The organism is Streptomyces rectiverticillatus, from assembly GCF_013394065.1.
GTDB classification, from domain to species: Bacteria; Actinomycetota; Actinomycetes; order Streptomycetales; family Streptomycetaceae; genus Streptomyces; species Streptomyces rectiverticillatus.
Genome location: NZ_CP040752.1, coordinates 6,793,647 through 6,820,231, shown reverse-complemented (window position 1 = coordinate 6,820,231; position 26,585 = coordinate 6,793,647). Strand labels below are relative to the sequence as shown.

Genomic DNA, 26,585 nt, shown 5'->3' with positions numbered 1-26,585 from the left:
GCCGGGTCCACGCGATGTACCGACCCGGGAGGAGGTGAAGCACATGTCGGAGGTCCTGGAGCTGCAGGAGCTGGAGGAGGAGACCCCTTCCGTGTGGCCCTGCGCCAACAGCTACGAGAGCGCTCGCGGCGCCGCCTGACGCGTCGTTCTCCGTAAGGACTGCCGGCCGTGGGCTGCCCGCGGCCGGCAGGTCGGAAGGCGGCAGGCCGGAAGGCCAGAAGGCCGGCAGGCCCTGAGGCGGCAGCACATCACGAGGTCCCGCAGGAGTCCGGGACCCGCCGGAGTCCGCAAGGGAAGGTCACCATGCTCGCTCAGGGTCATCTCGTCGCGGACCCCTTCTTCGTCGAGACGCTCGACCGCATCGAGGACGCCGCCGACCGCTTCGCGCGCGCGGCCGGCCCGCCGCCGCGCGGCTGGCAGCGGGCCGAGCGCGGCGGCTGGGTGAACATCCACCGCCCGGAGGCCCGGCTGCCCCGGCAGGGCTGGAAGATCCACGCCTCCGCCACGGCCGCCCGGGCGGAGCACGTGATCGATACGGTCTGGGACTACTGCACGGGGCGCGGCATCTGCTTCAAGTTCCTCCGGAGCGCCACCGTCCTCAAGCACGTCAACGGCAAGCAGGCGCCGCGCTCCGCCGGGGGCAAGCTCGTCACCGTCTACCCGGCCGGCGAGGAGGAGCTGGAGCGGACGCTGACGGACCTCTCCGCGCTGCTGCGCGGCGTCGAAGGACCGTACGTCCTGAGCGATCTGCGCTGGGACGACGGCCCGCTCTACGTACGCTACGGCGGTTTCAGTCTCGCCTACTGCTTCTCTCCCGAGGGCGAGTACGTGCCGGCGATGGAGGGGCCGGACGGCGTGCTCGTGCCCGATGTGCGGGGGACCTCGTTCCGGGTGCCGCCGTGGGTGGAGGCGCCCGCCTTCCTCGGCGCCCGTATCCGGGCGGCCGAGGCGGGCACGCCCGGGGGCTTTCCGTACCGGGTGGAGAAGGCGCTGCACTTCTCGAACGGCGGTGGTGTGTACCGCGCCGTGGAGCGGGGTTCGGGCAGGCGGGTCGTCCTGCGGGAAGCGCGGCCGCACGCCGGTCTGGACGACAGCGGCGCGGACGCCGTGGCGCGCCTGGAGCGCGAGCACGCGGTGCTGCAGCGGCTGGCCGGCCTCGACTGCGTGCCCCGGGTGTACGCGCGGACGCGTCACTGGGAGCACCACTTCCTCGTGGAGGAGCTGGTCGACGGCGAGAGCTTGCAGGAGGCGGTCGGCAGGCGCCACCCGCTGCTGCGGCACGGCTCCGGCGAGGAGGAGGTCGCCTCGTACACGCGGTGGGCCTGCGACGTCCTCGGGCGGATCGAGAAGGCCGTGGCCGAACTGCACGCGCGCGGCATCGTCTTCGGGGACCTGCAGCCGGGCAACGTCATCGTGCGCCCCGACGACAGTGTCTGCCTGGTCGACTTCGAGACGGCCTTCCCGCGGGACGACGCCGGCCTCCGGCCCGTCCTGGGCACGCCCGGGTTCACCGCCGCGTGGGCCCGGACGGGTCCCGCCGTCGATGCGTACGCGCTCGCCGCCCTGGCCCTCGCGCTGTTCTGCCCGCTGACGCCGCTGCTGCGCTTCGACCGGGCGAAGTACGCGCAGCTGGCGGGCTGGGTGGAGGAGCGGTTCCCGGTGCCGGCCGGCTTCGGCGACCGGCTGCGCAGGGAGCTCGCGCCACCGGCCTCCGTACGGGTCGTGGACGAACCGGTCGCAGGCGACCCCTTCGCGGACGCCGCCCCGGACGACTCGCCCTGGCCGGAGGAGCGTGCGGCCGACGGACGGGCCGCGCTGGATTCCCTCTGCGAGGGCATCCTGCTCAGCGCGACCCCGGAGCGGACGGACCGGCTCTTCCCCGGGGACGTACGGCAGTTCGACGATCAGGGTGCCTCGCTGGCGTTCGGCGCGGCCGGGGTCCTGCACGCCCTCTACGTCACGGGGCGGGCGGACCACCCTGCGTTCGGCGACCACGTCGACTGGCTGGTGCGGGCCTGCGAGCACACCCGCTGGCCGCGGCCCGGGCTGTACGACGGGCTGGCCGGCATCGCCTACGTCCTGGACGAGCTGGGCCGGCCCGGCGAGGCCCGTGAGGTGCTCGCGCGGCTGGACGGGATCGGCCTCCGGGGGTGTGGTGCTGGCCTGTTCGGCGGTCTCGCCGGGATCGGGCTGACCCGCCTGCACTTCGGTGACGCGGACGGGGCGGCGCGGCTCGCCGGCCGGCTCGCCCGCGCACTCGCGGGCCGTGAGCAGGTGGCGGGCAAGCCGGACGCGGTGGGCCTCACGCACGGCTGGTCGGGACCGGCGCTGCTGTTCTCCGGGCTGTACGCGAAGACAGGCGAACAGGAGTGGCTGCGGCACGCGGAGACCGCGCTGGCCAGGGACCTCGGCCACTGCGGTGTGCCGCACGAGGGCCGGGTCCGCGTCCGGGAGGGGCAGCGGTGGCTGCCGACCCTGGACCGCGGCAGCGCGGGCATCGCCCTCGCCCTGGACGCGTACCTGCAGCACCGCCCCGACGACCCGCACTTCGCGCTCCTCCGCGACCGTATGCGCGACGGCCTCGGCACCGAACTGCTCCTCTCCCCCGGCCTCCTCGACGGCCAGGCGGGGCTGCTCTACGGCCTCGCCCACCTTGCCGGCCCCGACTCCGCACTGGTCCCGCACCTGCGGAGTCTGGGCCTCCACTGCGTACGGTTCCAGGGGCGGCGGGCCTTCGCGCCGGCCGGGCTGCTGCGGCTGTCCATGGACCTCGCGACCGGCGCCGCGGGCGTCCTGCTGGCGGTGCACACCGCGCTGGCCGGCGGCCCGGCACGGATGGCGCACCCGCCCCTGCCGCTGCTCCCGGCGCCGTCGCCACCTGCGCCGTGCGGGCGGCGGCCGGGGGCGGGGCCGTGAAGCCCGAGGCGGCCGGGCGCCCGGGCCCGCCCCCCTCCGGCAGCCTGCGCCGCAACCGGGACTTCCAGCTGCTGTGCGCCGGGCAGGGGCTGTCGATGCTGGGCTCGGGCGCCTCGGCCGTCGCGCTGCCGCTGCTGGTCCTGCAGGCCACCCACTCGCCGTTGCACGTGGGGCTGGTGGAGGCGGTGTGGACCGGTGCACTGGCGCTGGCCTGTCTGCCGGCGGGCCCGGTCGCCGACCGCTTCGACCGCCGTACGGTCCTGCTGGTCTGTGAGACCGGCCGGGCGGCGGCGAGTGCGGCCCTGGCAGCCGCGGTCCTCACCGGCTTCTCGCCGCTCCCGGTCCTGCTGGCCGCGGGGGTGGTGCTGGGGTTCCTGACGGCACCGTTCAACGCTGCGGTCCTGCCGGCGGTGCGGCAGGTCGTGCCGGAGAGCAGACTGGCCACCGCCCTGGCGGTCAACCAGGTGCGGGGGCAGTTCGCGTTCCTGCTGGGGCCGGTGGTGGGGGGTGCCCTGTTCGAGGCGGGAGCGAGCTGGCCGTTCTGGCTGGACAGCGTCTCCTACGCGGTCTCCGCCGGATGCGTCGGCGCGCTGCGTACGCGGATGCGGCCGCCCCCGCCGGACGCCGGGCGCGAGGGCCTGTGGCGGTCGTTCACCGTGGGCATCGGCTTCCTGTGGAACGAGCGCCTGCTGCGCCGCCTGACCCTCATCGCGTCGGCGCAGAACTTCGTCTTCGACGGGGTGTACCTGGCCATCGTCGTGATCAGCGCGCGGCAGGGGGCGTCGGGGCTGTCCGTCGGGATGCTCACGGCGACGTCGGCGGTGGGGGCGATGGCCGGGGTCGTCCTCGCCCCGCGCGTGGGCCGGCTCCTCTCCCCTTCCCGGGTCCTGCTCATCACCGGTGTGCTGTGCGCGCTGCTCGTCGGTGCGATGGCCTGCACGGCGAGTGCGCCGGTCCTCGCCGTGCTGCTGGCGGGGTGCACCCTGGCGGTGGCCGTCTCGGGTTCGGTGCTGACGGTCGCCCGCCTCCTGCGCACCCCGGCGCATCTGCAGGGCAGGGCGAACAGTGCCATCGGCCTGCTGTTCATGGCCACTCCCCCGCTCGGCTCGTCTCTGACCGGTCTGTTCCTCGACGAACTGCCCGGCTACGTCCTCTTCCTGCTCTTCGGCGCGCTCCTGGCCGCGCTCGCCGCCGCGTCCCCGCGCGACGCAGCGCTCGCCGCGGCGGACTCCGGCTCCCTGGACCGTTCGAACGGTGTAGGTCACACTCGGGCGCATGCGATGGACTGACATCCAGCAGATTGCGGCGCAACTCGCCGCGAAGCACCCGGACCGCAAGCCGCTCGCCGTCGAATTCCCCGAGGTCCGCGACCTGGTGGTCGGGCTGGACGGCTTCGGCGACGACCCGGCCCGCTACAACGTCCGCATTCTGGAATCCATACAACTCGCGTGGAGCGACAGAAAGGGCTGATCCTCGCTGCCCCGTCCGTCCCTCCGTGCACAGCCGGACGGCGGACGGGGCGCGCGCCGGGGCGGTGCTGCGGGGCCGCACGGCCCGTGCCGGCCGGGCCGCCGATACCACCTCTCCGGCGGCGGCGACGGCAGCGAACCGGACATCGTAGGAAAACTCCGCGCCACAATCTTGTCGCGCACCTGTCAACTTTGAGCGCGAGCTGGCACCATCCTCTCGATTCACTCCTGCATCAACGGGCAGTCCGCCCTGGGATGTCCGATCCCTCGCCGGGCCGCGGCCCGGCGCCCCTGCTAGGAGACAGAGTTGAGACGCTTCACCACCCCCCGCAGCCACACCGTCCGCACCACCGCCCTCCTCGCCTCCGCCGCCCTGTGCGCAGTAGCCGTGCAGACCGGCGTGGCCGGTGCCCAGGCCGAGCGCGGCCCGAGCGCCATGGCGGTCCCGATGAGCCCCGACCAGCGGGCGTCCGAGATACGCGGCGCGCAGGACAACGCCGCCGCCACCGCCGGGAAGATCGGCCTCGGCGCCAAGGAGAAGCTGGTCGCCCGGGACGTCGTCAAGGACGCGGACGGCACCGTGCACACCCGCTACGAGCGCACCTACGCCGGGCTCCCCGTCCTCGGCGGCGACCTCGTCGTGCACCAGGAGCCGAGCGGCCGTACCTCCGTCACCAAGTCCACCGAAGCAGCCCTCTCCCTCACCTCCACCGATGCGGCGCAGCCCGCGTCCGCGGCGGCGAAGGCCGCCCTGTCGGCCGCCTCCGCGGCGCACACTGCGAAGCCCTCGGCGGGCACGCCGCGCAAGGTCGTCTGGGCCTCCTCCGGCACGCCGGTCCTCGCCTACGAGACGGTCGTCGAGGGCGTGCAGCGCGACGGCACGCCGAGCGAGCTGCACGTCATCACCGACGCCGCGACCGGAGCGGAGCTCTTCCGCCACGAGGCGATCGAGACGGGCACCGGCACCAGCCAGTACAGCGGGACCGTGCCGCTGACCACGACCAAGAGCGGCAGCGGCTACCAGCTCAACGACGGCGCGCGCGGCGGCCACAAGACCTACGACCTGAACCAGGGCACGTCCGGCACCGGCACGCTCTACTCCAACGCGACCGACACCTGGGCCGGCGGCCGGCTCACCGCGGGCGTCGACGCCCACTACGGCGCGGCCGTGACCTGGGACTTCTACAAGAACACCTTCGGCCGCAACGGCATCCGCGACGATGGCAAGGGCGCCTACTCCCGCGCCCACTACGGCAACGGCTACGTCAACGCGTTCTGGAGCGACGCCTGCTTCTGCATGACCTACGGCGACGGGACGGGCAACAAGAAGCCGCTCACCGCCATCGACGTCGCGGGCCATGAGATGACCCACGGCGTCACGGCCGCGACCGCGAAGCTGATCTACAGCGCCGAGTCCGGCGGGCTCAACGAGGCGACGTCGGACATCTTCGGCACCGCGGTGGAGTTCTCCGCCAACAACTCCTCGGACACCGGCGACTACCTCATCGGCGAGAAGATCGACATCTTCGGCAACGGGAAGCCGCTGCGCTACATGGACAAGCCGTCCAAGGACGGCAACTCCGTCGACAGCTGGTACAGCGGCGTGGGCGGCAAGGACGTCCACTACTCCTCGGGCGTCGCCAACCACTTCTTCTACCTGCTGTCCGAGGGCAGCGGCGCGAAGACGATCAACGGCGTCCAGTACGACAGCCCGACGTCCGACGGCTCCAAGGTCACCGGAATCGGCCGGGACAAGGCCGCCAAGATCTGGTACAAGGCCCTCACCTCGTACATGACGTCCAACACCAACTACAAGGCCGCGCGCACCGCGACGCTGTCGGCCGCCGGTGCGCTGTACGGCACCACGAGCACCGAGTACAAGACCGTCGGGGCGGCCTGGAGCGCGGTCAACGTCAAGTAGACCCGCGCCCGTCCCGCTCGTTCCGGGGCCCGCCCACCTCCACGGGGCGGGCCCCCACCCCTGCCCGCGCACCGTCCGGATCCCGCCATGCACCCGCTCTACATGTGCCGAGAGAAAATGCCAAAACTCTCCCCTCACAGCACTCACATCGATTACCTTCCGTCGCAGCGATGACGCCACTGGTAATCGGGCACGGGGGGCTGGAGAGGATCGTGTGACCGGTATCGACGGGTGCCTGGCCGAGGCCATGACCATCCCGGGCGCGCGGGGCGCGAGCCTCGTGGACTGGACGAGCGGGCTCGCGCTGGGAGAGGCGGGCGAGGGTCCCGGGCGCGACCACGAGAGCGCGGCGGCCGACGCCGCCGAGCTGGCCCGGCTGGCCTTCGAGAACGGCGCGTTCACCGCGGCGACCGCACGGACCGGGCCCGTGGAGGACCTGATCGTCACCGCGCGCGGCAGCTACCACCTCCTCCGCTTCGTGGAGACGGAGTTCGACAGCAGCGTCTTCCTCTACCTGTGGCTGGATCGCGAGGAGGCGAATCTCGCCGTCGCCCTGTTCCGGCTCAAGGGCCTCGCCGAGCGGCTGGTCCTGGCGTGAGCGGCATACCCGCGGCGTCCGCACCGGAGTCACCCGCTTCCGCACCGGACCGGCCGGCCCCCGCCCCGGACGGAGCCCCCACGCCGGACCGGGCCGCCCCCACGCTGGACCGGCTCGCCGCCGAAGGAGCGACCGGCGCGCTGCACGGCCGCGTCGGCGCGCTCTACCTCACCGACGGCGCCGTGGTGCACGCCGAGAGCCCGGTCGTGCCCGACATAGGGTGGCGGCTGACCGCCCGCGGGCGGCTGTCCCCGCAGGCCTGGGAGGAAGCGGTCGCGGAGGGCGGGCCCGGCTACCGGGCGGGCAGCCTGCTGGTGGAGCGCGGCCGGCTCAGCCGCGGCGAGCTGGAACTGTGCCACCTGAGCGCGCTGTTCGACGCGGCCTACTTCGTCCTGTCCCCGCTCGACCGCTCCCAGCACGCGCCCGACCGCTTCCTCGGCGAGGCCCGGCACTGGCTCGGCCCCATCCGTCCCGTCCCCGTACCCGCGCTCCGGCGGGAGGTCGGCCGCAGGCGGAGGCTGCTGGAACGAGCCTGGCCGTGTCCGGAGGTGGATGCGGCGCCGGTGGTGCCCGTCGGCGAGGGCGGCTGCGACGGCCCGGGCCCGGCGAGCGGGCGGCAGGCGGTGCTCGCCGCGGCTGACGGCGTCCGTACGCCGCTGCAGATCGCGCGGGCGCTGGGGCGCTCGGCCTTCGCCACCCTCCTCGACGTGCGGCGGCTGGCGGCCGCCGGCCTGGTCCGCACGCCCCGCGCGGACGCCCCGTCTCTGCCGGGACCGCCGCCTCCCACCGCTCCGGAGATCTCTCTGCTGTACCGGATCCGCGACGCCCTGGAGGCCCTGTGACTCCCTGTCCGACCTGTCCGGCCTGCACGGCCTGCACGACCGTGCCGTACGCCTGCCTGCACCTGCCGATCCCATGATGAGGCGCGCCTTCAGACAGCTCGCCGGAAGGAGACAGCCGATGACCGCCGCACCCGAGGTGCTCACCGAGCTCCAGGGGTTACGCGCCCGGGTCCCGCATCTGACCGGGGCGATGGTGGCCAGCACCGACGGGCTGGTGATCGCGCACCTGGTCACCGACATGGAGCCGGACGGCGTGGCCGCGCTGACGGCGGCGGCGCTGGGGGTGGGCGCGCGGCTGACGGAGGCCGTGGGCCACGGCGGCTTCCGCGAACTGCTCGTCAGCGGCGAGCGCGGCTACGTGGCGACGTACGCGGCAGGGTCCTCCTGCGTGCTGACGCTCCTGGCCTCGGCCGACGCCAACGTCGGGCGGCTCAACCTGGAGGCCCGCAGAGCCGGCGCCCGCATCGCCCCCTTGGTCGACGGAGCCCTCGAACGCCCGCGCCAGGCCCCCGCACCACCCCGTCCCGACGCGCCCCGTCCCGATACGCCCCGTCCCCACAACCAGAGCGGAGTCACCTCATGACGAACACCGAAACGGCCCTCAAGGACGCGATGAGCTCGATCGAGGGCGCCCTCGGCGCGGCCCTCGTCGACTACGGCAGCGGCATGGCGCTGGGCACCCTCGGCGGCTCCCAGTCCCTCGACCTCAACGTGGCCGCCGCGGGCAACACGGACGTGGTCCGGGCCAAGCTGCGGACGATGGAGATGCTCAACATCCAGGACGCCATCGAGGACATCCTCATCACGCTCGGCTCGCAGTACCACCTGATCCGGCTGCTGACCGGCCGCGGCGGCAACGGCCTCTTCCTGTACCTGGTGCTGGACGCCCGGCGCGCCAACCTGGCGATGGCGCGCCACCAGCTCAAGCGGATCGAGGCGGAACTCGAGGTGTAGAGGTGTAGCGGGTAGCGGCGGGCCTAGCGGCGGTTGCCGGTCCCGTTGTCGGCCACCAGCGAGATGCGCTCCGCGATGTGCGACAACGGGTTGTTGCCGTTGCCCGTCACCGAGCCCTTGGTGCACTGCTGCTGCTCCTGCGACGTAAGCACCGGGATGTCCTGCAACCCGACGTTGACGAGCAGCAGCAGGGACTGCACGCCGAGCTTGCCGACGCCTAGGCAAAGGTCGTTGAGCGTGCCCTGGACCGCGGTCGTCTGCGGGCTCATGTAGCCGCCGGTGAGCGTTTCACCGGAGCCGGTTCGCGCGCCGTTGGCGTTGGCCACGTCCCGGCTGTCGCCGACGGCCGCCGCAGGTCCGGCGATCATGCCCACCGCCGAGGCCGTCAAGGCCGTTGCGGCCATCACCTTCTTGAGCACTTCTGCACCTTTCGCTCGGTCCGCGTTCCCGGAGGAACGCGCACTGAACAACTCCCCGATGTCGCAAATGTTCCGGCTTGTCACCCATTCGACCGCCGCCCGACCCGGGCCACTTGCCTTCACGTTACGTAGTCGACAAGATGCGGTGCGTCACCAATCGTGCGGGCTCGTCGGTGGAGCCCGGTCCGCCAGGAAAGGTCGTACGCGTGCATCCGGAGGGCTCAGAGGGTTCGGCGGAGAACGACCGGGCCGTGGCCGTCGTCGGGGCGGCCTGCCGTCTGCCCGGGGGCATCAGCGACCTCGCGGGGCTGTGGGAGGCCCTGGAGCAGGGACGGGACCTGATCACCCGGGTGCCCGGGGACCGCTTCGAGACGTCCCGCTTCGTGGACGAGTCGGCGCGGCGCCCGGGCAAGAGCTACACGGCGGCGGGCGGCTTCCTGGACGACATCGCGGGCTTCGACGCCGCCTACTTCGGCATCTCGCCCCGGGAAGCCGCACAGATGGACCCTCAGCAGCGGATGCTCCTGGAGATGACGGCCGAGGCCCTCGACGACGCCGCGATCGACCCGGTCACGCTGGCGGGCTCGGACACCGCCGTGTACGTGGGGGTCTCCGACGCCTCCTACGGCGCACAGCAGATGCTGCGGATCGAGGGGGTCGACGCCTACACCATGGCGGGCGGCGCGGCGTCGATCGCGGCGAACCGGATCTCGTACGCCTTCGACCTGCGCGGCCCGAGCATGGCCGTGGACACCGCGTGCTCCTCCGCGCTCGTGGCGCTGGACCGGGCCTGCCGGACGCTGCGCGAGGGCACCAGCCGCACGGCCGTCTCCGCCGGCGTCAACGTGCTGCTCAGCCCTTACCCGTACGTCGGGTTCTCGCAGGCGTCGATGCTCTCGCCGCACGGCAGGTGCGCGCCGTTCTCCGCCGCGGCCGACGGCTATGTGCGGGCCGAGGGCGGCGGGGTCGTCGTCCTGAAGCTGCTGCGCGACGCACTGGCCGACGGCGACCGCGTCCACGGGGTGATCCTGGCGTCGGCGGCCAACAGCGACGGCAGGACGGCGGGGCTGGCGCTGCCGAACCCGCGGGCGCAGGAAGCCCTGTTGACGTCGGTGTACGAGCAGGCCGGCGTGGATCCCGACGACGTCGTCTACCTGGAGGCGCACGGCACGGGGACGCCGGCCGGGGATCCCGCCGAGTGCGAGGCCGTCGGCCGGGCGCTGGGGGCGCGCCGCCGCACGGGGGCGCTGCCGATCGGCTCGGTCAAGTCCAACCTGGGCCACCTCGAACCGGCTTCGGGGATGGCAGGGCTGTTCAAGGCGCTCCTGGTGCTCCGGCACGGCCGGATCCCCGCCTCCCTGCACGCCCTGCCCCTCAACCCGGGCATCGACTTCGAGGGCCTGGGGCTCGCCCCGGCCACGGAGGCCCGGCCGGTCGGCGAGGTGCGGGGGCGGCCGGTCGCGGGCGTCAACTCGTTCGGTTTCGGAGGCGCCAACGCCCACGCCGTCGTCGCGGCCGCACCGGCTCCCGCGCGGCGCGCCCGGCATGCGGCCGGCGGGCCGGGCACGCTGCCGTTCGTGGTCTCCGCCCGGACGCCCGAGGCCCTCGCGCAGGCTGCGGCGCGGACCGCGGAGCGGCTGGGGCAGGCGGGGCCGGAGGAGTTCTACGACCTGGCCCACACCAGCTGCGCCCGGCGCGGCAAGCACCCGTACCGGGCGGCCGTCGTGGCGGAGGGGCCGCAGGAGGCGGCGCAGGCCCTGGGGCGGCTGGCCCGCCGCTCCGCGCTGCCCCCGCAGCCGGCTCCGCCGGGCCCGGCCGTCGAGGCGGTCACCGGCGAGGCGGTGCGGCAGGGCAGGATCGCGTTCGCGTTCTCCGGCAACGGCTCCCAGTGGGCGGGCATGGGGGCCGATCTGCTCGCTGCGGAGCCCGCCTTCCGGGCGGCCGTGGAAGCGGTGGACGAGGCGCTGGCCCCGCGGCTGGGCTGGTCGGTCGCGCGCGAGCTGGCGGAGCCCTCGCCCGGGCGCCTGGCGGCCACCGAGGTGGCCCAGCCGCTGCTGTTCACGCTGCAGACCGGCGTGGTGGCCGTGCTGCGCGCCCACGGCATCACACCGTCGGCCGTCCTGGGCCACAGCGTCGGCGAGGTCGCGGCGGCCTACGCGGCCGGGGCGCTGACCCTCGACCAGGCTGCGTGGGTGATCGCCGAACGCAGCCGGGCACAGGCGGCGGTGGCCGGCTGCGGGCGGATGGCGGCCGTCGGCATGTCCCGGGAACAGGCCGCGGACCTGCTGACCGGCTACCCCGGGCTGGAGATCGCGGGGGTCAACACCCGGCGGGACGTCACGGTCGCGGGCCCCCGCAACCAGCTCTACCGGCTGCTGGGAGACCTGGCCGGGCAGGGCGTGGTCTGTGCCGAACTCGACCTGGACCACGCCTTCCACAGCGCTGCCATGGACCCGCTGCGCACACCCCTGCACAAGGCCCTCGCGGGCCTGAGCCCGTCCCCGGTGCGCGTGCCCCTGCTCTCCACGGTCACCGGCGACGTGCTGGAGGGGCCCGAGCTGGACGCGGAGTACTGGTGGCGCAACGTCCGCGAACCGGTGCTGTTCGCGGACGCCGTCGAGCGGGCGCTCGGCCGCGGCGCCGACGTCTTCCTGGAGATCGGTCCCCAGCCGGTGCTGCAGAGCTACCTGCGGCGCATCACCGCCGCCCACGACGCGCCCGGGCCGCGGGCGGTCACCCCTACCCTGCGCAAGGGCGACGACGGCGTGCGGGCGATGCGCACGGCGGTGGCCGCCCTGCTCGCGGCCGGCGCCGAGGCCGACTGGAGCGCCCGCTTCCCGCGCCCGGGGCGGGTGGCCTCGCTGCCCGCCTATCCCTGGCAGCGCGAACGGCACTGGAGCGGCGGCCCGGAGTCGTGGGTGCGCAGCAGCGGGGACGGCCGTACGGAGCACCCGCTGCTGGGCGAGCGCATGCCGGCCCCGCTGCCGGTGTGGCACGGCGCGGTCGAGCCGGCCCGGCTGGCGTGGGTGGCCGACCACCGGCTCGGCGGGGCCGTCGTCATGCCCGCGACCGCCTATGTGGAGATGGCCCTGGCGGCGGGCCGCCGGGTGCTGGACACCGCGGTGGAGGCCGACCATCTGGAGTTCGTCCGGCCGCTGTTCGTGCCGTGGGGCGAGCCGGGCAGGGTGCACACACAGGTGTCGTTCGACCCCGAGGACGGGGTGGTGCTGATCAGCAGCACGGACGACCAGGTCACGGCGCAGCGCAGGCACGCCCGCGGGCGGGTGCGCGCCCGGTGGGGGCGGCCTCCGGCGCCGGTCGACCTGGCCGCGGCCCGGGCCCGGTGCGGCCGCCGCGTCGGTGGCGAGGAGCACTACCGGCAGGTCGGCGAGGCCGGTCTCGGCTACGGCCCGTCGTTCCAGGTGCTCGGCGAACTGTGGGCGGGCGCGGGCGAGGTCGTCGCCTTCTACAGCGATCCCGGGCCGCTGGAGGGGCTCGACATCAGCCCGGCCCTGCTGGACGGAGCGGTGCAGACGGGGGCGCCCCTGCTGGAGGAGGAGGTCCTCGAGGGGCACACGTATCTGCCGGCGGCGATCGATGCGGTCCGCGTGTGGCGCGGCCCGGCGCCCAAGGGGGCGGTGCACCTGCGCGAGCGGGGCCGGACGGCGACCGAGGTGTGCTGGGACATCACCGTCACCGACGAGGACGGCACGGTCACGGTGGAGCTGAAGGGGTGCCGCATGCGGCGCCTGACGGGGGCGCGGCGGACGCCGGTGACCCGCCAGGAGACGGTGCTGCGCGCCGCTCCGCGTCCCGGCGCCCCGCTGGAGCCCGGGCCCGTGGCGGCCCCGCAGGAGATCGCCGAGCGGGCCGCGAGCCGGATCCTGGCCCTGCGCCGCGACTGGCGCTCGGCCGGCTACCCGCGCTTCGCCGCCCGGCTGCAGGAGGCGGCGGCCCACGCCTACGCCGCCGCGCTCGACGGTCTGCTGCCGGAGGGGGCGGGCTGGTTCACGGTGGGCGACCTGGTCGCGGGCGGGATGCTGCCCGGGCACCGGCAGGCGATGGAGCTGATGCTGACCGCCATGACGCAGTACGGGCTGGCGCGGCGGGATCCTGACGGCCGCTGGTTGCGGCAGGCCCCGCCCGGGTGCGCGATCGGCATGCTGCGCGAGGCCCTGCGGGAGCAGCCGGCCTTCTCCACCGAACTGACGCTGGTTGTACGCCAGTTCCTCCACCTCGGCGAGATCCTGCGGGGTGCGCGCGACCCGCAGGACCTGCTGGGGGTCGAGGGTGCGACGTCGTCCCTGGAGCAGTTCCACGACGTGGCGCCGGTCATGCGTTTCCACAACCGCGTCGCGCAGACCCTGGTGCGGGAGATCGTGGCGAGCCTGCCGGCCGACCGGCCGCTGCGGGTGCTGGAGATCGGCGCGGGCACCGGCGGGACCACCGCGGCCCTGCTGCCCCTGCTGCCGGCCGACCGCACCCGCTACCTCTTCACGGACGTGTCGTCGTCGTTCTTCGCGCGGGCCCGGCAGCGCTTCGCCGCGTACGACTTCGTGGACTACCGCACGTTCGACGTCGACACCGACCCCGCGGGCCAGGATCTGCCCGGGGGCGGGTTCGACCTGGTGGTCGCGGCCGGCTCCCTGCACCCGAGCACCGACCTGGAGGCGGCGGTGCGCCGGGTCGCGTCGCTGACCGCCCCGGGCGGCCGGCTGCTGGTGCTGGAGAGCCACGACCCGCTGTTCCTCCTGCCCTTCTTCGGCACGCTGGAGAGCTTCTGGCACCGCACGGACACCGGACTGCGGCCCCACTCGCCCCTGCTCGGCCGCGAGGAGTGGGCCAGGCTCCTCGCGCGGTGCGGATTCACCGGCACCGTACGGACCGGTGACGACGCCGAGCCGGCCTGCGAGGACTTCTCCGTCTTCCTGACCGCCCGCGCAGGCGGGCCGGTGCAGGCGTCGGCGCTGCCCGCCGCGGGCATCGGCACCGCCTGGGTCGTGGCGGCCGAGACCCCGGAGGAGGACGCGCTGGTGGGGGCCGCGGCGGGCCTCCTGCGGGCCGCCGACGCCGTCGAGGTGCACACCACCGTGGCCAGTGAGGACCCCGGCGCGTGGGCCCCGCTGCTGTCCCGGGAGACGGTGATCGTCCTGGTGCTGGCCCCCGCCGGCGCCGGCGGCCCGGGCGAGGTGGTGGAGCGGGCCGTCCGGCGCAGCGCGGTGCTGCGTGCCCTCGCGGTGGCGTGCGGGCGGCTGACCGGCAGTCAGAGCGTCTCCCTGTGGCTGGTGACGCGGCCCTGCGGAGCCGTGCCGGAGCCCGGATCGCCCGGGCCCGCTCCCGCGGACGCCGCCGCGTGGGGCACGGCGCAGTCCTTCGCCAACGAGCAGGCGTCGCTGACGACGCGCCGGCTCTCCCTGGCGCGCAGCGGCGACACGGCGGCGGACGCGGAGCGCCTCGCCCGGGAGCTCCTCGCCCCGTCGGAGGAGACCGAGGTCGTCCTGACGCGTAGCGGCGGCCGGTTCGTCCCGCGCGAGCGGGACTTCCCCCGGCCGCTGGTGCCCTCCCCCGCGGTCGGTGCGTTCGCCCTGGAGGTCCGCGACCCCGGGCTGTCCTTCCGGCCGGCCTGGGTGGAGAGGAAGCGGCCGGTGCCGGGCCCCGGGCAGGTCCTGGTCGCCGTGCGGGCGGCCGCGCTGAACTACCGCGACGTGGTCCTGGCCACCGGCGCCCTGGCCGGCGAGGACTCCGCCGACGGTCGTTTCGACGCGGTGTACGGGCTGGAGTGCGCCGGGACGGTCGCGGCCGTGGGGCCGGGCGTCACGGGGATCGCCGTGGGCGAGCGGGTGTTCGCCAGCGGCTCGCACTGCCTGGCCTCGCACATGGTCACCTCCGCGGACGCCGTGGCCCGGATCCCCGACGGGACGGGCTTCGCCGAGGCGGCCACCTTGCCCGCGGTCTTCCTGACCGTCCACTACGGCCTGGGTTGGCAGGCCGGGCTGGCGGCCGGGGAGACCGTGCTCGTACACGGCGGGGCGGGGGGCGTGGGGCTCGCGGCCCTGCAGTACGCGCGGTTGCACGGCGCGAACGTCATCGCCACGGCCGGCAGCCCCGCCAAGCGCGACCTGCTGCGTGCCCTGGGCGTCGAGCACGTCCTGGACTCGCGCAGCCTGGCCTTCGCCGGGCGGGTGCGGGAGCTGACCGGCGGGCGCGGGGTCGACGTCGTCCTCAACTCCCTCGCGGGCGAGGCCGTCTCCCGCAGCCTGGAGCTGCTCCGGCCGGGCGGGCGCTTCGTCGAGCTCGGCAAGCGCGACATCCTGGAGAACAACCGGCTGCTGCTGCGCCCCTTCGAGCGCGACCTGGCGTTCTTCGGCGTCAACCTCCTCGCCCTGCTGGCCGACCCCGGGCGGGCGGCCTCCCTGTTCGCCGAGGTCACGGAGCGCGTCCGGGCGGGCGACTACCGGCCGCTGCCGCACACGGTCTTCCCCGCCGCCCGCGCCGAGGAGGCCTTCCGCCTCCTGCAGCACTCCCGGCACATCGGCAAGGTCGTCGTCTCCTTCGACCCGCTCGACGAACCCGCCCTGGTCGAACCCCGCTCCCGCGCCCCGCACCTCGACGCCGGCGCCACCTACCTCGTCACCGGAGGGCTCGGCGGCTACGGCGCGGCCACCGCGCACTGGCTCGCCGACCACGGCGCGCGCCACCTGGCCCTCGTCGGACGCAGGGGGGAACGGACCCCGGGCTGCGAGACCCTGCTCGCCGGCCTGGAGCGGCGCGGGGTGCACGCCGTGCCCTACGCGGCGGACGTCGCCGACCTGCCCTCCATGCGGCGCGTCGTGGAGGAGATCGACGCGGGCGGGCACCGGCTGCGCGGCGTCGTGCACTGCGCGATGCACTTGGACGACGCCCCGCTGGAGGAGCTCACCGACGAACGGTTCCGCGCCGTGCTGGCCCCCAAGGCCGGGGGTGCGGCCGTGCTCGACGCGCTCACGCGCGGCCGGGAGGACCTGCAGCTGTTCCTGATGTTCTCCTCCGTCGCCGCACGCGTCGGCCAGGTCACCCAGGCCCCCTACGCCGCGGGCAACCTCTTCCTCGAAGCGCTGGTCCGCCGGCGCCGGCGCGACGGCGAGCCGGGCCTGGCCGTGGGCTGGGGCGCCCTCGGCGGCACCGGCTACGTGGCCCGCAACGGCCTCGCCCGCGCCCTGGAGAGCGGCGGCGTGGAGGCCCTGACCCCGCGCGAGGTGTTCGACGCGGCCGGTGTGCTGCTGAGCGACGGCACGGAGGTCGCGGGGGTGGGCCGGTACAACTGGGCGCGGCTGCGCGCCTGCCTGCCCTCGCTCGGCGCGCCCCGGTACCGGCAGCTGGTTCCCGAGCCCGACGAGGAGACCGGCCGCACCCACGAGGAGATCGTGCAGGCCCTGTCGGCGATGAGCCCCGCGGACGCCCTGCAGGCGCTGGCCGGGAGCCTCGTACGGATTCTGGCCGACGTCCTCCACCTCGACCCCGGCCGCATCGACCCGGCCCGGCGGCTCGAGGACTACGGCGTGGACTCCCTCATGGCCGCCGAGCTCCTGGCCACGCTGCGGCGCCGCTTCGACGTCCAGGTGCCGCCCATGGAGCTGATGCGCAGCGGCGGCACGGTCCTCGACATGGCGCGCATCGTCCAGCTGCGGCTGGGCCCGGGTACGGACCCGGGCGCTCCGCAGCCCGCGCCGGGCGCCGGGCCCGCGCCCCGCCCCGGCGTGCCCACGCAGCCCGGACCGGCCGGGGACCCGGCGGGCCAGGCGCCGTGCTGACGTCCCTGGCCCGCTTCTGCGTCCGCCACCGCTGGCCCGTCCTCGCCCTGGCCGCGCTCGCCGCCGTGGCCTGCGCGCTGCTCGGGCACGGGGTGGCGGCCCGGCTGGCGAGCGGGGGCTGGACGGTGCCGGGCTCCCCCTCGGCCCGTGCCGAGGCTCTGCTGACGGACCGTTTCCACGCGGGCGCGCCCGATGTCGTGCTGCTGGCCCGCGCGCCGGACTCGGTGGACGCGCCCGCGGCGCGCGCGGCGGGCCTGACCCTGGTCGGCCGCCTGTGCCAGGAGCCGGGGGTGACCGGCGTCGACTCGTACTGGACCGGTCCGGTCGCCCGCGGCTCGTGCCCTGCGGCGGGCGGCGGCAGGGCGCCGGGAGGCGGCGCCGAAGTGGACGACGCCGCGCTGCGCTCGGACGACGCCCGCACCGCGCTCGTGGCGGTGCGCCTGGACGGGAGCGGGCCGGCCGGACGGGCGGCCGTCGAACGCCTGCTGCCCATCGCCACCGCGCCGCAAGGCCCCCTGCGGGTCCGGGCGACCGGGCATGCCGTCCTCGACCGCGCCCTGGAGCACTACAGCGAGCGGGACCTGCTGCGTACCGAACTGATCGCCCTCCCCGCCACGTTGCTGCTGCTCGTGTTCGTCTTCGGGAGCGTGGCCGCGGCCTGCCTGCCGCTCGCGGTGGGCGCGGTCGCGGTGGCCGGCACCCTGGCGGTGCTGCGCGGCCTGACCGCCGTGACCGAGGTGTCGACGTTCGCGCTGAACCTCACCGGCGCGATGGGGCTCGCGCTCTCCGTCGACTTCAGCCTCTACCTCGTGGCGCGCTACCGCGAGGAGATCGCCTCCGGGAGCCCGCCGGAGGACGCTCTGGCGAGTGCGGTCCGGTCGGCCGGGCGGATCGTCGTCGTCTCGGCGGCGGCCGTGGCCCTGTGCCTGCTCGGCCTCCTGGCGTTCCCGCTGTACTTCCTGCGCTCGATGGCCTACGCCGGGGTCAGCGTGGTGCTGCTCGCGGCGCTCGCCGCCCTGGTGCTCGTCCCCGCGGCGCTGGCCTGCTTCCCCCGGGCGATCGGAGAGGGCGACCTGTTCGCGCGCCGGCGCAGGGCGCCGGACCGCGCCGGAGCCGGGTGGCAGCAGCTGGCCCTGCGCGTGATGCGCCGCCCGCTGCTCGTCACGGTGCTCGCCACCGGGGTGCTGCTCGTCCTCGCGCTCCCCTTCCGCCAGGTGGTCTTCGGCTTCAGCGACGACCGGGTCCTGCCCCGCGACGCCCCGGAGGTGCAGGCGACGCAGGCCCTGCGGGACGGCTTCCCCCAGTTGCGCAACCCCGTCGAGCTGGCGCTTCCCGGGTGGCGGCCCGACCGTCCCGGCCGCATCGCGGAGCTGGACGCGTACGCGAAGCGGCTGTCGGCGCTCCCCGGCGTCCTGGGCGTGCGGACCGCGACCGGCTCGTACGTGCTCGGCCAGGACGCCCCTCTGGCCTGCCCGGCCGAGGCCTCCCCCGCGCGCGGCACGCTGCCGGGCTGCCCTGCCCTGCGGCACTTCACTTCTCCGGCGGGCACCTGGCTTGCGGTCAGCGGCGAGGCTGACCCGTACGCCCCCGCGTCCACTGCCCTCATCGCCCGGCTGCAGGAGGCCCGGGCACCGGCACCGCCGCTCGTCGGCGGCCCCACGGCCCAGTTCCGGGACGCCCGGAACACCCTCGCGCAGCGGCTGCCGTGGGCACTGGGGGCGATGGCCGTCGCCACGTTCGTGCTCCTCCTGGCCTTCACCCGGAGCGTGTTCCTGCCCCTGAAGGCACTCGCGCTCAACCTGCTCAGCCTGACCGCGACCTTCGGCGCGATGGTGTTCATCTTCCAGCAGGGCCACTTGAAGTGGCTGGTGGGCGACTTCACCGCCACGGGCACGGTCAGCGTCGTCATGCCCGTCGTCGCCTTCTGCCTGGCCTTCGGGCTGTCCCTGGACTACGAGATCCTGCTGCTGGCCCGCATCAGCGAAGCCCACGCCCGCACCGGCGACACCGTGCGGGCGACGGCCGCCGGGCTCCGGGCGGCGGCGCCGCTGTTCACCGCGTCCGCCGCGCTCGTCCTGACGGTGCTGCTCGCCCTGGCGACGGCCGAGGTCGCGCTCATGAAGCTCCTCGCCGTCACGACCGCCCTGTCGGTCGTGCTCGACGCCGCGGTCATCCGCCCGCTCCTGGTGCCCGCCGTGATGCGCCTGGCAGGCCGCGCCAACTGGTGGCTGCCGACGCTGCCCCGGCGCGGCGCGCGCACCGTCCTGCCACAGCCCTCGCCGCCGCCGGCCGCGTCTCCTTCCCCTGAACACGGTTCCCACGGGATGGTCTCCCCTACGGAATAGTGCAGTTCACAAGCTGCAGTTCACCCGCAGGCGCCCCACCCGGGGTAGCGGCGCCGGCGGTTGCGGCGGCAAGGTGGGAGTGCACCAGCAACACGGAAGTGGGAGGGGATGTCCGGTGAGCGGTCTCAACAAGGGGGCGGGCGGCCTCAGCAAGGGGCTCGGCAAGGTCCAGGTGTCGCTGAGATGGGATCCGAGCCCGATGGGCCTGCCCGACAACGACCTCGACCTCATCGCGGCCACGTACACCGCGGACGAGCCGTACGGCAAGCCCGCCTATCTCGTGCACTTCGACAGCCGGTCGCCCGACGGCACCATCCTCCTCAACCGGGACAGCCGCACGGGCATGGGGCTCGGCTCGGACGAGGTCATGACGCTGGAGCTCGACCGGCTGGCTCCCTCGTACGCCCGGGTCGTCGTCGGGGTGGCCATACAGCAGGGCGGCGGGCGCAAGACCTTCGGGGACGTGGCCAACACCGGCATCCGCGTCACGGAGGGGTACACCGAGCTGGTCGCCCACGACTTCGCTGAGGTCGCCGGAGCCACGGCGGCGACGGTCGTGGAGTTCGTGCGCACCGGGCAGGGCGGGTGGGAGTGGCGCCCCGCCGTCCGCGGGTTCGACGCCGACCCGGCGGCCTTCGCAGCGGTGATGGGCAGCGCCTGACCCGGGCGGGAGGGCCGCACGGCACGCGCACCGCGCGCCCGGGCGGCACTCTCCCCCACCCGGCCCTGCCGCGTGCCGCCGCATGCCGCCGATCGGCTGCTCCGCCCCGTGCCGAGGACTGGAAGCCGTCCGCAGCGGACACGATCTTTCAGACCTGAGGATCAGCGGAGCGAGGACCGAGGACCCCATGACGCATGCCAGGACGCCCGGCCGCGCCCCTGCCACGGTGGCGCTGGCGGTGGTCCTGGCCGGCGCCGTCCCCCTCCCCGCCGGTGCCGACGACCGCGACCGGCGGACGTGCATCGCCTCGTGGTACGGCGCGCCGCAGGAGATGCTCGACGGCTGGCCCACCGCCAGCGGCGAGCCGTTCGACCCGGAGGCGATGACCGCCGCCAGCCGGGACCTGCCGTTCGGCACCCGCGTACGGGTCACCAACGCCGGAACCGGTGACCAGGTCATGGTCAGGATCAACGACCGGGGCCCGAGGGACACGAGCCGCTGCATCGACCTGTCGCGGGCCGCGTTCGAGGAGATCGCCGACACCGGCCAGGGCCTGGTCCGGGTGAGCCTCGAAACGCTCGGCGGCGTCGCATGAGCCCGGCGGGGCGGGTGAGCATGAGTACGCGTACTCATGCCGCCGACGCGGCCCGGGGGAAACACTGAGGTCATGGCACCTCTCCCCGTGGCACCTCCTGCCGTGGTCCCGCACCGGTCCGGATCCGGCACAAGCGCCGTCCCCTGGTACGCGGATCTGCTGACCGCCCTCGGCCTCCTGGCGCTGGAGGTCGTCGCGGCCGCCGGCTGCCTGTACGTCGTGGGCATCGAGGGCTGGGCCTACAACGCCGATTACGGCGGCCGCCGGGACGCACCCCCGCCGCCGGACACCTCCGGACAGCTCATGACGTGCGCCGCCGTCCTCGCCGCGGTCGCCCTCGTCGCGGCCGTCAGCCTGGCCTTCGCGCGGGCCTTCATCACCGTCGTCGTCCAGGGGCTGGTGGCCGCGTGCCTCGGCCTGGCCCTGCTCGCCATCCCCATCGCCGACCACGGCGGGACCGACAGCGGCGCCCGTCCGGTCCCGGTCCGGACCGCGGGCGATACACCGTCATTCGTACGGTAGTATTCATTTCGCGCCGCTAGCTCAGTTGGTCAGAGCGGCTGACTCTTAATCAGCAGGTCCGGGGTTCGAGTCCCTGGTGGCGCACTTGTGAGGGAAAGGCCCCCGCCGGAAGGCGGGGGCCTTCTCCGTGCCTGCGGCGCGTCAGCTCGTCTGCGCCTGTTCGTAGAGGGCCTTGGCCTCGTCGCCGAAGTACGGGCCGAACATCGTGTTCGGCAGGAACGTGTACCCGAAGCTGTTCACCGACGCCTGCAGGCCGGTGCCGGTCGCCTCGTCGAACGACGCGAACCACGGGCCGCCGCTGGAGCCGCCCGTCATGTTGCAGCTCAGCCCGTGATCCTTGGTGAGGAGGAAGTCCTTGGTGGAGTTCCCGCTGCAGTGGATGAGCTTCTTGCCGTCGTACGGGGACGCGGCGGGATAACCGAAGGCGTACATGGGCTTGTTGTAGGCCCCGTTGAACTGCAGGCCCTGCGCTCCGACGGTGTCCGCGAGCCGCTTGCCGCCCAGCGGGGCCACGACGGCCGCGCCGATGTCGAAGTTCATGTCCTCGGACGCCGTCCACTGCGGTGTGGCCAGCGTCTTGGTCGCCGCCCAGGTGCCGTAGGGCGTCTTCCCGTCGTCGTAGCCGGGGGCGAAGGTCCAGTTGGTGTGCCAGTTGCCCTGGTACTTGACGCAGTGCCCGGCCGTGATCACGGTGCTGGCGTTGCGGCTGGTGACGGCGTCGGCCGAGCAGGAGGCGTTGCGGCCCTGCATGGTGAAGAACACCCGGCCCGAGGTCTTGGCCACCGCGCCGCCACCGGTCCACGGGCCTCCCGGCTGCGGGAAGGAGGCGAGGGACGCGGCGGCAGGGGCGGGGGTGGCGGCGACGGTGAGCGTCTCACCCCGGGCCACCGGCGCCTCGCCGCGGGCCGCCGGAGCCGAGAGGGTGCCGGGTGCGACGGAAGGCGGGTCGAGCGGGACGGCCGTGCGCATCCGTTCGGGCGTCCAGTAGTCGGCGATGGCCTGCTGGGCCTCCGGTGAGGCCGCGGCGGTGTGCACGGCCGGGGCCGGGGCTCTGCCCGGAGCGGGGTCGGCCGTCGCGGCCTGTGCGCCTGCGGCGACCAGGGCGCAGGCGGCCAGCAGCACACCTGCGGTCGTACGGCGGGATCGTCTCACGCGTACTCCTTCTGCGGTGCGGATACGGCAGGTGCGCATGAGAGTGCCACGCGACCCCGAAGATTGACAGGGGCGCGTCAAACAGCAGAGGTACTCACTCCGAAGCGGTCAGTCAAAAGGCCCACCTTCGGGTGGATTAAGAGCGTTCACCCCTAACTCGCCCGCGTCATACGGCATCGTGCAGGCGCTCACCATCGGAACCGGACCGTCGACACCCGCAACCAAGGGGATTCACGTTGCCCGCCGAGACCACCGAGGTACATGAGGAATTACGCTTCCGCTCCCCGACCCTGACCGCCTTCGAGAAGAGCCCGCTCACCGCCCGTGCGATGAGCCGGCGCCTGCCCCAGCTCGTCCGCAAGGCACTGAACCTGGCCTGGCGCGTGGACAGACGGGCCGTCCTGACGCTCCTCGTCTGCCAGGTGCTGTCCGGCGCGTTCGAGGCCTTCGGGCTGCTGGCCACCAGCAGCACGATCACGGCACTGATCACCTCCGGCCAGATCGAGGACCGGCTCGTCGACGCGCTGCCCTCGCTCGCCCTCCTCGCCGGGGCGGCCGGGACCCGGGCCCTGCTCGCCATCGCCGTCGCCAACATCTCCAGCCGGCTGGCCCCCCGGATCTCCCGCGAGGCCGAGCTCCAGATGCTCGACGCGGCGATCAACGCCGAACTCGCCGCCTACGACCACCCCGGCTTCAACGACAAGCGCGAAGCCGCCGACCGCGGCGCGGACGTCGCCCAGGACCTGCTCACCGAATCCCAGGACCTCATGGCCTGCCTCGCGTCGCTGATCGCGGCGGCCGGCGTGGTGACGCTCCTGCACCCGGTCCTGCTGCCGCTGCTCCTGCTGGCCACCCTCCCGCAGGGCATCGCGAGCGTGAAGGGGGCGCGGGTCCACTACCAGACCTCCCGCGCCCTCAGCGGCGACCGCCGCGTGCTCAACCACCTGCGGTGGCACGTCACCGACAAGCTCTTCGCCGACCAGCTGCGCTCGGGCACCATGGCCGAATTCCTCCTCGGCCGCTACCGCTCGATCAGCAACCGCATCCACACCACCACCGACAAGGCGGTCCACCGGGGCGCACGGTACGCGCTCGCGGGCGCCGTGGCCGGCGGTCTGGCCTCCGGCCTGGTGTGGGCCGCGCTCGCCCTCCTGCTGGGCACGGGGCACATGTCGCTCGCCTCGGCCGGCACGGCGGTCTTCGCCCTGCGGTCGGTCGGCTCGTCCCTGCGGGGCATGGTCTCCTACGGTGCCCGCCTCTTCCGTACCGGCCTCTACCTCGACGACTGGGCCGAGTTCATCGACGAGGCCGGCGGGCACCGCATGCAGCGCGGCACCCGGACCCCCGCGGCCCCGGCCGCCGTCCGCGCCGAGTCCCTCACCTTCTGCTACCCCGGCTCCGACCGCCCCGCGCTGCACAAGGTCAGCCTGGAGGTGCGGCGCGGCGAAGTCGTGGCCCTGGTGGGGGAGAACGGTTCGGGGAAGACCACCCTCAGCAAGCTGCTGACCGGCCTGTACCTGCCCACCGAGGGCAGGGTCACCTGGGACGGCGCCGACTCCGGCGCATTCGACCCGCAGGCCATGTGGCGGCAGACCGCCGTCGTCCCGCAGGACTTCGCCCACTGGCCCATGTCCGCCCGCGACAACATCACCCTCGGACAGGCGCACGAGGGGGACGGCCTCGTCCTCGAGGCGGCCGCACACGCAGGCGCCGACGAAGTCCTCAAGGAGCTCCGCAGCGGGCTCGACACCCTCCTCGCCCGCGAGTGGTACGGCGGCGTGGAGCTCTCCGGCGGTCAGTGGCAGCGCATCGCCATCGCGCGGGCCTTCTACCGCCCGGCGGGCCTGCTCGTCATGGACGAACCCACGAGCGCCCTGGACGCCCGGGCGGAGCACCGCATCTTCGCCGGACTGCGCAAGGTCGCCCAGGAACGGGCCGTCGTCCTCGTCACCCACCGCCTGGCCAACGTCGCGGTCGCCGACCGCATCGTCGTCCTCGACCACGGCCGGGTCATCCAGCTGGGCACCTTCGCCGAACTCGTCGAGGCCCCCGGCCTCTTCCGGGAGCTGTGGTCCCTGCAGAACGACCGGGGGCTCCCCACGACGCCGGAGGAGGTGAGCGGCGCCGTGCGCTGAGCGCGCCACCGCCCGATCCGGACCCGGGCCCGTATCCGTACCCCCGACCCGACCCCGACCCCCGACCCCCACTGAAGGAGGGCTGTCATGACGAAGTGTCCGCGTCCACCGAGGACGGTCCGTACGGCGCGAGCCGTACTGGCCGCGTTCCTGACGGCCGCCGCGATGGCGGGGGCCGCGCCGGCACCCGCTCCGGCGGGCGCCACCGACCACGTCCGGCCCGCCGCGCGCGGCGGAGGACACGAGCGCACCCAGGCCGCCCTGGACACCGCCGTCAAGGCGGGCGTCCCCGGCGCCCTGGCCCGGGTCCGTGACGCGCACGGCACCTGGAACGGCTCCGCCGGCCTCGCCGACCTGCACACCAAGCGGCCGAGGTTCCCCGGGGACCGCTTCCGCGCCGGCAGTATCGCCAAGCCCTTCACCGCCACCGTCCTCCTGCAGCTGGAGGCCGAGCACCGGCTCGCTCTGGACGACACCGTCGAGAAGTGGCTGCCCGGCATGGTGCGGGGGCACGGGAACGACGGCCGCAGGATCACCCTGCGCCAGCTCCTCCAGCACACCAGCGGGCTCTTCGACTACACCGAGGACCCGGAAGTCCTGAGGAACCTCACCACCACCGCGTTCCTCAAGCACCGCTACGACCGCTGGACACCCCGGCGGATCGTACGGACCGCGACGGCCCACGCGCCGGACTTCGCACCGGGCACGCGCTACGCGTACACCCCCACGGGCTATGTCCTCGCCGCCCTCGTCGTGGAGAAGGCGACCGGACGGCCCTACGAGGAGGAGGTGGAGCGCCGGATCATCGCACCGCTCGGCCTGCACTCCACCCGCCTGCCGCGCCACGAGCGCACGGTCCCGGCCCCCGCCGGACGCAGCTACAGCTGGTTCACCGACGACCCGGACCGCAGGATGCACGACGTCACCGACTTCGATCCCTCCCTGATCCGGGCCACGGGCGACCTGATCAGCACCACGGCCGACCTCGACCGCTTCCTCACCGCCCTGCTGCAGGGCAGGCTGCTGCCGCCGGCGCAGCAGCGGGAGCTGCGCACGACCGTCCCCACCGGCGAGGCCTCGGGCGCGTCGTACGGCCTGGGGCTGTTCCGGTACACGCTCTGCGGGACGGAAGTGTGGGGGCACACCGGCCTGTTCGTCGGGACGCAGAGCATCGCCTTCGTCTCGGCGGACACCCGGCACAGCCTCGTCCTCAACTTCAACACCGACACCCTGAGTGACACGGACGCCGCGGGGGACGTCTTCAAGGCGGAGTTCTGCCCCGCGTCGAAGTAGGTCCGGTCCGGGCTCCCGCCATGGCTGCAGGGCGCGCGTCACGCCCTGGTCGGCACGCCCGCGTTGGTGAGGATCTCGCGTGCCGGCAGGGCGGTGCTCCGGGCGGCGGTCAGGCCCGAGGCCGCCAGGTGGGCGTCGACGATCCGCAGGCCGACCCCGTACCCGGCGAAGTCCGGCAGCCCCACGGGCTCCTGGCCCATGCGCTGCGCGGTGGCGTCGCCCAGTACGTACGCGGCCAGGTTCTGCATCCCGGCCACGTCGATGTCGTCAGTGATCTTCGCGTAGGCGCTGTCCAGCCCGGCGCCGGTCAGCGCCTTCGACCACGGGCCCATGGCCTGCTCGCCGGCCAGCTCCCGGACGAAGGCCTCGGCAAGCCCCTCGGCGACGACGTGCTCCCCCACCGTGACGGTCATCGGGTTCCAGGCGACGTTGGCGTAGCGCACGTTGTGGTGGAACTCGTGCGCGGCCCCGTAGCCGATCTTCTTCAGGCTCGTGCCGGTGGGCCACATGATCAGCTCGATGGCTCCCGGGATCCCGCCCACACCGAAGTAGCCGGCACTGTGGCCCATGAGCTGGTCGTCGTCGGGGTTGCCGAGCACCACGACGACGTGCACGGTCTCGGCGTGCCCGATGCCGGGCACCGCACCGCTGATCCGCTCCCACGCGGCGGCGAGCGAGTCCTCGATGCGCTTCCACACGCCCGCGTCCTGCATCCGGCGCACGGCGGGCAGATAGCGCGGGTCGTCGCGGTCGAGCCGGAAGCCGCTGCTCTGACGGTGCATCGCGACCAGGTCCACATCGCCCATCACGGGGGCCATTACGCCCTGGAGCGGGCTGAGTATTTCTCGCAGGGCGTCGGGCCGCTCTTCCAGCGGTCGCTGAAAGAGGTCGAGCATGGCGGACGCCGTGTCGTGCACAACAATCTTCATGACCCGGGACCGTAGGCCCTCCCGTTACGGGAGGTTCAAGTGCT

Annotated in this window: 18 protein-coding genes and 1 tRNA gene; 16 read left to right on the top strand and 3 right to left on the bottom strand. The window is 74.2% G+C overall.

What is annotated here, in order from left to right:
• Positions 1 to 303: 303 nt before the first annotated feature.
• The 8 genes from lanKC (at position 304) to FGW37_RS29475 (ending at position 8,700) form a co-directional block, all read left to right on the top strand.
• Positions 304 to 2,916, top strand: coding sequence for a class III lanthionine synthetase LanKC (gene lanKC, locus FGW37_RS29510; RefSeq protein WP_179083863.1), 2,613 nt, complete (start codon positions 304 to 306; stop codon positions 2,914 to 2,916).
• The gene (locus tag FGW37_RS29505; RefSeq protein WP_179083862.1) at positions 2,913 to 4,205 is read left to right on the top strand and encodes an MFS transporter; all 1,293 of its coding nucleotides are present in this window, start codon (positions 2,913 to 2,915) and stop codon (positions 4,203 to 4,205) included. The genes lanKC and FGW37_RS29505 overlap by 4 nt, the downstream gene beginning before the upstream one ends.
• Positions 4,192 to 4,386 (top strand): Fe-S cluster assembly protein IscX, encoded by a 195-nt coding sequence (iscX, locus tag FGW37_RS29500; RefSeq protein WP_179083861.1) that lies wholly within the window; start codon positions 4,192 to 4,194, stop codon positions 4,384 to 4,386. Before FGW37_RS29505 ends, iscX begins: the two co-directional genes overlap by 14 nt.
• A 306-nt stretch (positions 4,387 to 4,692) precedes the next feature.
• Complete coding sequence (locus FGW37_RS29495; RefSeq protein WP_179083860.1) at positions 4,693 to 6,306, top strand: M4 family metallopeptidase; 1,614 nt, start codon at positions 4,693 to 4,695, stop codon at positions 6,304 to 6,306.
• A gap of 214 nt (positions 6,307 to 6,520) precedes the next feature.
• The gene (locus tag FGW37_RS29490) at positions 6,521 to 6,904 is read left to right on the top strand and encodes a hypothetical protein (protein WP_179083859.1); all 384 of its coding nucleotides are present in this window, start codon (positions 6,521 to 6,523) and stop codon (positions 6,902 to 6,904) included.
• On the top strand, positions 6,901 to 7,746 hold the full coding sequence (locus FGW37_RS29485; RefSeq protein WP_425506615.1) for a transcriptional regulator: 846 nt from the start codon (positions 6,901 to 6,903) through the stop codon (positions 7,744 to 7,746). The genes FGW37_RS29490 and FGW37_RS29485 overlap by 4 nt, the downstream gene beginning before the upstream one ends.
• A 118-nt stretch (positions 7,747 to 7,864) precedes the next feature.
• Positions 7,865 to 8,329, top strand: coding sequence for a roadblock/LC7 domain-containing protein (locus tag FGW37_RS29480; RefSeq protein WP_343067204.1), 465 nt, complete (start codon positions 7,865 to 7,867; stop codon positions 8,327 to 8,329).
• Complete coding sequence (locus FGW37_RS29475; protein ID WP_179083857.1) at positions 8,326 to 8,700, top strand: hypothetical protein; 375 nt, start codon at positions 8,326 to 8,328, stop codon at positions 8,698 to 8,700. The genes FGW37_RS29480 and FGW37_RS29475 overlap by 4 nt, the downstream gene beginning before the upstream one ends.
• 23 nt (positions 8,701 to 8,723) lie before the next feature.
• On the opposite strand, the gene FGW37_RS29470 is transcribed toward FGW37_RS29475, so the two are convergent.
• A complete protein-coding gene (locus tag FGW37_RS29470; protein WP_179083856.1) occupies positions 8,724 to 9,119 on the bottom strand; it encodes a rodlin in 396 nt (131 codons plus the stop codon).
• 206 nt (positions 9,120 to 9,325) lie between these two features.
• Between FGW37_RS29470 and FGW37_RS29465 the strand changes: the two genes are divergently transcribed.
• The 6 genes from FGW37_RS29465 (at position 9,326) to FGW37_RS29440 (ending at position 21,116) form a co-directional block, all read left to right on the top strand.
• Complete coding sequence (locus FGW37_RS29465; protein WP_246430622.1) at positions 9,326 to 16,909, top strand: type I polyketide synthase; 7,584 nt, start codon at positions 9,326 to 9,328, stop codon at positions 16,907 to 16,909.
• Entirely contained in the window at positions 16,903 to 19,254 is a 2,352-nt protein-coding gene (locus FGW37_RS29460; RefSeq protein WP_179083855.1) for an MMPL family transporter, read from the top strand. The genes FGW37_RS29465 and FGW37_RS29460 overlap by 7 nt, the downstream gene beginning before the upstream one ends.
• Before the next feature lie 115 nt (positions 19,255 to 19,369).
• Positions 19,370 to 19,915 (top strand): TerD family protein, encoded by a 546-nt coding sequence (locus FGW37_RS29455; protein ID WP_179083854.1) that lies wholly within the window; start codon positions 19,370 to 19,372, stop codon positions 19,913 to 19,915.
• Positions 19,916 to 20,102: 187 nt separating this feature from the next.
• The gene (locus tag FGW37_RS29450) at positions 20,103 to 20,510 is read left to right on the top strand and encodes a septal ring lytic transglycosylase RlpA family protein (RefSeq protein ID WP_218650613.1); all 408 of its coding nucleotides are present in this window, start codon (positions 20,103 to 20,105) and stop codon (positions 20,508 to 20,510) included.
• Between the two features lie 72 nt (positions 20,511 to 20,582).
• Positions 20,583 to 21,032 (top strand): DUF6234 family protein, encoded by a 450-nt coding sequence (locus tag FGW37_RS29445; RefSeq protein WP_179083852.1) that lies wholly within the window; start codon positions 20,583 to 20,585, stop codon positions 21,030 to 21,032.
• Between the two features lie 10 nt (positions 21,033 to 21,042).
• A tRNA-Lys gene (locus tag FGW37_RS29440) sits at positions 21,043 to 21,116 on the top strand.
• Positions 21,117 to 21,173: 57 nt separating this feature from the next.
• On the opposite strand, the gene FGW37_RS29435 is transcribed toward FGW37_RS29440, so the two are convergent.
• On the bottom strand, positions 21,174 to 22,223 hold the full coding sequence (locus FGW37_RS29435; RefSeq protein WP_179083851.1) for a trypsin-like serine peptidase: 1,050 nt from the start codon (positions 22,221 to 22,223) through the stop codon (positions 21,174 to 21,176).
• 197 nt (positions 22,224 to 22,420) lie between these two features.
• On the opposite strand from FGW37_RS29435, the gene FGW37_RS29430 reads away from it, so the two are divergent.
• A complete protein-coding gene (locus tag FGW37_RS29430) occupies positions 22,421 to 24,319 on the top strand; it encodes an ABC transporter ATP-binding protein (RefSeq protein ID WP_425506614.1) in 1,899 nt (632 codons plus the stop codon).
• A gap of 87 nt (positions 24,320 to 24,406) precedes the next feature.
• On the top strand, positions 24,407 to 25,612 hold the full coding sequence (locus FGW37_RS29425) for a serine hydrolase domain-containing protein (RefSeq protein ID WP_179083850.1): 1,206 nt from the start codon (positions 24,407 to 24,409) through the stop codon (positions 25,610 to 25,612).
• Between the two features lie 38 nt (positions 25,613 to 25,650).
• On the opposite strand, the gene FGW37_RS29420 is transcribed toward FGW37_RS29425, so the two are convergent.
• The gene (locus FGW37_RS29420) at positions 25,651 to 26,541 is read right to left on the bottom strand and encodes a DUF2268 domain-containing putative Zn-dependent protease (protein ID WP_179083849.1); all 891 of its coding nucleotides are present in this window, start codon (positions 26,539 to 26,541) and stop codon (positions 25,651 to 25,653) included.
• Between the last annotated feature and the right edge of the window lie 44 nt (positions 26,542 to 26,585).